This window comes from Tissierella sp. (assembly GCF_052089545.1).
In the GTDB taxonomy this organism is placed as follows: domain Bacteria; phylum Bacillota; class Clostridia; order Tissierellales; family Tissierellaceae; genus Tissierella_A.
On the sequence record NZ_JBQDAA010000167.1, the window covers coordinates 1 to 5,178 of the forward strand.

The 5,178-nt window shown below is 29.7% G+C and carries 6 protein-coding genes; 1 reads left to right on the forward strand and 5 read right to left on the reverse strand.

Annotation, left to right across the window (positions count from 1 at the left end):
- The 4 genes from ACTHW2_RS10515 to ACTHW2_RS10530 all read right to left on the reverse strand — a co-directional run.
- Positions 1–84, reverse strand: an 84-nt coding sequence (locus tag ACTHW2_RS10515) for a GTP-binding protein (protein ID WP_442263875.1), incomplete at its 3' end; no start/stop codon positions are given.
- Complete coding sequence (gene selA / locus ACTHW2_RS10520) at positions 85–1,500, reverse strand: L-seryl-tRNA(Sec) selenium transferase (protein WP_442263870.1); 1,416 nt, start codon at positions 1,498–1,500, stop codon at positions 85–87.
- 25 nt (positions 1,501–1,525) lie between these two features.
- A complete protein-coding gene (gene selD / locus ACTHW2_RS10525; RefSeq protein WP_442263871.1) occupies positions 1,526–2,560 on the reverse strand; it encodes a selenide, water dikinase SelD in 1,035 nt (344 codons plus the stop codon).
- 10 nt (positions 2,561–2,570) lie between these two features.
- Entirely contained in the window at positions 2,571–3,248 is a 678-nt protein-coding gene (locus ACTHW2_RS10530) for an SLBB domain-containing protein (RefSeq protein ID WP_442263872.1), read from the reverse strand.
- Positions 3,249–3,393: 145 nt separating this feature from the next.
- On the opposite strand from ACTHW2_RS10530, the gene ACTHW2_RS10535 reads away from it, so the two are divergent.
- Complete coding sequence (locus ACTHW2_RS10535; RefSeq protein ID WP_442263873.1) at positions 3,394–4,665, forward strand: D-alanyl-D-alanine carboxypeptidase family protein; 1,272 nt, start codon at positions 3,394–3,396, stop codon at positions 4,663–4,665.
- Between the two features lie 41 nt (positions 4,666–4,706).
- Here ACTHW2_RS10535 and ACTHW2_RS10540 read toward each other — a convergent pair whose 3' ends face one another.
- Positions 4,707–5,087 carry a RidA family protein gene (locus ACTHW2_RS10540; RefSeq protein WP_442263874.1) on the reverse strand — a complete coding sequence of 127 codons (381 nt, stop codon included), beginning with the start codon at positions 5,085–5,087 and terminating at the stop codon, positions 4,707–4,709.
- Between the last annotated feature and the right edge of the window lie 91 nt (positions 5,088–5,178).

A 5,178-nucleotide genomic window follows, 5' to 3' on the forward strand; every position in this document is an offset into this window, starting at 1 on the left:
AGTATTTCTTCCTGTTATAGCCCTTATAAGTGTTGTTTTACCATGGTCTATATGCCCAGCTGTTCCTATGATTATATGTTTCATTTAATTACTCCCCTTAAAAATTTTACACATATTCTCTATTGCTTGAACAATAATATCAAATTCATCTCGCCTAATAGTTCTTAAATCCAAGTATAATTTGTCTTTATAGACTCTTGTTATGATAGGTTTATCAGATTTCCTTAAAAAATTCTCCATTTTTTGTGTGCTAAATCTAGATGAATTTATAGATATTGCCTTAGTTGGAAGCTTTACTAAAGGAAGGGACCCTCCACCTACTTCTGATTCAGTATTTTCAATATTTATATTTAAATATTTACTTACTTCTAGGTTCTTTATTTGCCCTAGCAAATCCATTGATTTTTTATCTAGTTCATCTATTTTCATAGTTAACATTCTAAGTGTTGGAATCTTTTCTATTGCAGTTTCTTCATCTATATAGTAGTTTAAAATAGTCTCTAATGCTGATATAACAAGTTTATCAACTCTAAATGCCCTAGTTAAAGGGTTTTTCTTCATTTTCTCTATATATTCTTTTTTCCCTACAATAATCCCTACCTGAGGTCCACCTAAAAGTTTATCTCCACTAAATGTAACTATATCAACATTCTTTTTTAAAGATTCTTGTACAGTAGGTTCATGCTCCATACCATACTTTTCAAGATCTATAAGAACTCCACTTCCTAAATCTTCTATAAGTGGGATATCATATTTCTTTTTTAAGGTATGCAGTTCTCCAGAATCAACATCTGAAGTAAAGCCCATTATACGATAATTAGAAGTGTGGACCTTTAAAAGTGCTGCTGTATCTTCACCTATAGCCCTTTCATAATCATCTAAATGAGTTTTATTTGTAGCCCCAACATCTATAAGTTTTGCACCGCTTTGTTCCATAACTTCAGGGATCCTAAAGGACCCTCCTATTTCTATAAGCTCTCCACGAGATACAATAACTTCCTTATCTCGTGCAATGGTACTAAGAACAAGCATTACAGCTGCAGCATTATTATTTACTATTAAGCAATCCTCTGCACCTGTTATCTTAGTTACTATATCTTCTATATGAGAATATCTAGATCCCCTTTTACCAGTTTCTATATTAAATTCTAGATTGGAATAATTTATAGAAGTTTTCTTAATGTTTTCCATTACTTCCTCGTTTAAAAGAGATCTTCCAAGATTTGTATGAAGAACTATACCTGTAGCATTTACAACACTTTTTAAATTATATGAAGATTTTTCTACTGCATTTTCATATATCTTTTCAGGTAATTCGTTTAATCTTTTATAAAGTTTTTCTTCATCTAGTCTTTCTTTTTTTATATCTTCTCTAATAAAATTTAGTTCTTCTCTTATTGTTTCAATTACTGTTTTTCTAGGTGCAGTTTCTAAAAGCTTTTTTATTTTTTCTATTTCTAATAATTCATCCACTTTTGGAATAAGTTTAAAAAGTTTCATAAGTTTACTATCACGTCCTATTGTTTTATTTCACTGTAATAAGATTTTTTCCTTGTTCCTGAACTTCTCCTATTATACCATATGAAATATTTGAATTTTTAAGTCTATCTAAAACTTTTTTAGAGTCATCTTTTGATACTGATATCAAAAGACCTCCAGATGTTTGTGGGTCGTATAGTACATCTTTTATATCTTCTGGTACATGAGAATCAAAATAGACCTTATCCCCTATATATTTTTTATTGGCATAAGTTCCAGCAGGTACAAGTCCCATTCTTGCATATTCTAATGATTTATCAATTATAGGAACATCCCTATAGTTTATATTTATAGAAACATTACTTCCTTCTGCCATTTCAAGCGTATGTCCTAATAGGCCAAATCCTGTTATATCAGTAACAGCATTTACTCCCCTTATACCTAGTACTGCTTCTTTCCCAAATTTATTTAAAGTAGACATAACTTCTACTGCTTCTTTATAAGATTTTTTATCTGCAATGTCACCTTTTAATGCAGTATTTATAATACCAAGACCAATAGGTTTAGTAATTATAAGCACATCTCCTACTTTAGCATTATCATTTGTAAGAACTTTTTCAGGATTTACAAAACCTGTTATGGATAGTCCATACTTTGGCTCGTCATCAGATACCGAATGACCTCCTACAAGTAAGGCTCCAGCTTCTTCTACCTTGTCTAGTCCACCTTTTAAAATCTCACTTAAAACTTCTGGTTCTAAACAATCTGGAAAACAAACTATATTCATACAAAGTGTAGGGTCTCCACCCATAGCATATATATCACTTAATGAATTTGCTGCAGCTATTTGTCCAAATGTATAAGGATCATCTACTACAGGTGTAAAGAAATCTAATGTTTGTATTATAGCTAAATCATCATTTATTTTGTATACAGCAGCATCATCTGCAGTATCAAGTCCTACTATTAAATTTTCATCTACTGTTTTTGGTAAATGACGCAAAACTTGCGCCAATATATCGGGTCCGATTTTACCAGCTCAGCCGGATGCTTTTGTAAGTTGTGTCAGTCTTTTTGTCATATTTTATACCTCACTTTATTATTATAAGATCTTTTAATCCTTCAAATTTCTTGTCTCCTACTCCTGATACATTCATTATATCTTCTATAGTCTTAAATATATTATCTTCTCTATATTCAAGTATTCTATCAGAAAGCACGTCTCCTATACCTGGTAGAGAGTTTAATTCCTCTTTTGTACAAATATTTATATCTATCTTATCTCTACCCTTTTCAGTATCTTTATCTACACTATTAGATGTTTCGACAGCATCTAATATTTCTATTTCCAATTCTTCACCTATTTTAGGTATATATATCTTTTCCTCATCTTGTAACTTTTTAGCTAAATTTATTCTATCTTCATCTGCTTCCCCTGTTAAACCTCCAAGAAGTTCCACTGCATCCATAAGCCTTTCTCCAGATTTAAGTTCCACTATACCAGGATTTTCTACTTGTCCACTTATATGAACTATTATATCCTCTTTGATATCCTTTTCATATTGTTCTTCCTGCCTGTCTATATCATTATCAGTTTCCATTTCTTTTTCAAGATTATCTGTCTTTATAATTAGTTCATTGTCTTTATCATTTTTATTATTTTTTGTCATAATTTGCTTTGATAAAAACTTAAACCCAACGACTAAAACTATAATAGATATTACTATAAGTATAACGACTTGTTCCTTTTTTGTAAAGTGAGTCTTCATTATATTGCTCCCCTTCCTTTTTTGCAGTTATACTTAATATATTCTACATAATACTTCTTTTTCCTTTAATATTTATTAAATAAATACTTAAACTTTCCTTTTCTATTTGGTATAATGATATATATTATAAAAAGAGGGTGATACGATGAAAAAATATTTTGGGAATTTCTTTTTGTTCTTATTAATTTTTATTATGATTTCAAGTTCTGTGAGTTTTGCATCTGAAGATATCTTAGACTTAGAAGGAGAAGGGGCATTACTTATAGACTATAATTCTAATAGAATACTTTACGAAAAAAATTCAAACAAAAAAATGTTTCCTGCAAGTACTACTAAAATTATGACTGCTATATTAGCCATTGAACTTGGAAACATGGAAGATGTAGTTGAAATCGATGAAGAGGTCATAAGTTTAACAGAAGGTAGTCATATAGCTTTAGATTATGATGAAAAAATGAAGTTTGAAGATCTTTTAAATGGTTTAATGGTAGCATCTGCAAATGATGCAGCTCTTGCTATAGCTAAGCAGGTTTCGGGATCTATTGATGACTTTGTAAAACTTATGAACGATAAAGCAAAGGAACTTGGAGCTGTAAATACTAATTTTGTAAATCCAAATGGTTTACATGATGACAACCATTATACTACGCCATATGATTTATTCTTAATATCTAAATATGCAATGCAAAATGAAATCTTTAGAGAATATGCTTCTAAAACTAAGTATACTATTCCTCCTACAAACAAGAAATCCGAGGAAAGACTTTTACATACTACAAATAAGTTTTTATATGGTAATGCAAGGATGGATATGGATGGCAAAACTATTCCTATTAGATATGATGGAATAAAAGGAATAAAAACTGGAACTACTCCTGAAGCTAAAAACTGTTTGGTAAGTTATGCAGAAAGAGGCGATAAGACTATGATGTCAATAGTTTTAAAGTCAGAAAAAAAACAGGTTTATGCAGATACCTATAAACTACTTGATTATGGTTTTAATAATTTTAATGATATAATTTTAGGTCATTCAAATGAATTTATAGGTAATTTAGATATAAAAAATGGATCTCTTCCCTATGCTTCAACAGTTTTAAATAGAGATGTTTATTATACTTTAAAAGCTGATGAAATAAAACGAGTAGAGAAAAATTCTAAATTTAGAGATGAAATAACTCTACCTATATCAAAAGGCGATGTTTTAGGAAGTGCAGAATACTATTTAGATGGCAATCTAATAGCTAAAGAAGATATTGTATCAACTATTGATGTAAACTCTGTACCTGGAAATAATTTGATAAAATTTTTATTAGATAAGTGGTATATAGTTATAATTGTTTTATTGCTTCTTATAAGAAGTTTTATACTTTTAAGAAAAAGAAAAAACAGAAGAAGAAGTTATTCTAAATATGTTTAATTTTAAAAAATCTCTCTACCCAGCTGGGTAAAGAGATTTTTTTATATCATTGCTATAGCTTCTATTTCTATTTCTCCATTTAATGGAAGTTTAGATACTTCTACACAACTTCTTGCTGGTTTATGATTTGAGAAAAACTCACCATAAATTTCATTTACAAGAGAAAACTTTGATACGTCAGTTAAAAATACATTTACTTTTACTACATCTTCAAGAGTAGCTCCTGCTTCTTCTAAAATAGCTTTAACATTATTTAAACTCATTTTAGCTTGTTCTTGAATATCACCTGTTAAAAGTTCTCCATTTTCAGGGTTAAGTGGTAGCTGACCTGAAGTAAATATCATATTACCTGATTTTGCTCCTTGAGAATATGGTCCTACAGCACCTGGAGCCTTTTTTGTAGCTATTAGTTCTACTGCCATTTTTCTACATCTCCTTTAATCATCTTTTAAATTTACAAATCTTCAGTCCATAATCTTTCTAGATTATAGTACTCTCTTTCTTCTTTATGAA